This window comes from Roseovarius sp. D22-M7 (genome assembly GCF_037083785.1).
Lineage (GTDB): Bacteria > Pseudomonadota > Alphaproteobacteria > Rhodobacterales > Rhodobacteraceae > Roseovarius.
The window spans coordinates 1-848 of record NZ_JBAPKY010000197.1 but is presented as its reverse complement, the minus strand read 5'-3'; the positions used below and the strand labels follow the sequence as shown (position 1 = coordinate 848).

Here is an 848-nt window from a genome sequence, read left to right as displayed (position 1 = left end):
CCAAGGCGTGGCCCGTCGCCCGCAAACCGTCTGGCTGAAACCCGTATGATCGGGAAAATATTCTTCTCGCCAGACTTCTTCAGCAGCCTGCTAAAGTGCCTTGCAATTGAGCGATGAAATCTTCGGCCTGTTGATACTTATCCTTTCCGAATTCGCAATTCTTCGCCTGTTCAAGCAGACACTCACGGACACGAAACGGAACGATCGACTCGGTCGGATCCATTGCGGTCCTTACTAGGTTCGCATGTCGAGGCCCAAAATTATGGTAGTTCACAAAGCTGCTAAGCACCTCAATTTCTTCTAGTTCGTCTAGTAATTTCTTTTCCAGAACGTCGGAGTTGGCGTCTGTAGCTCTTGAGCGGGCGACAACTCTTGATCTTGTATGATTTGCTAAGTCCAACGAAAGCTCGCTGTTGTCATCTTTTAGTTCAGCGAACATTCTTTGGTCTCTCTCACTGGCGTTGCGCAAAGCTTCCAGTTCTTGTTGTGCAGAAACCAATTGTCGCTGACTGCGGTCTCTTGAAGAAGAAATCGCCTGGTTGATGCTCTGAACCGCCTGTGCAGCGTCAAAACTGCTCTGGCGGAGCTCAGATATCTCTCGCTCAAAGCGTTCTGCTTCAAAGAACAGAATAACTCCAATTAAACCGAGAAAATAGTAAGCCATATCGACGTTTGGCTTGGACACATGAAGACTAAACACAAGAGGCAACAAAACAACGTTCAGTGCGATTACTGAGAGGCCAAAAAGTCCAAGCCTGTCAATGTGCATTCAAAACTGACCCGGTGTGATCATCCAAAAATGACCCACCCCGGAGGTGGCAAAGCCCACAGGCGAGCGGCCACCAAAT

The 848-nt window shown here is 48.6% G+C and carries 1 protein-coding gene; it reads right to left on the bottom strand.

Annotation, left to right across the window (positions count from 1 at the left end):
* Window positions 1-79: 79 nt before the first annotated feature.
* Window positions 80-769, bottom strand: a complete 690-nt coding sequence (locus V8324_RS22105) for a hypothetical protein (protein WP_336422024.1) — start codon at window positions 767-769, stop codon at window positions 80-82.
* Between the last annotated feature and the right edge of the window lie 79 nt (window positions 770-848).

Bases quoted from the DNA above. Each gene is read 5' to 3' on its own strand.
- V8324_RS22105 (WP_336422024.1), bottom strand. From the start codon at position 769: ATGCACATTGACAGGCTTGGACTTTTTGGCCTCTCAGTAATCGCACTG.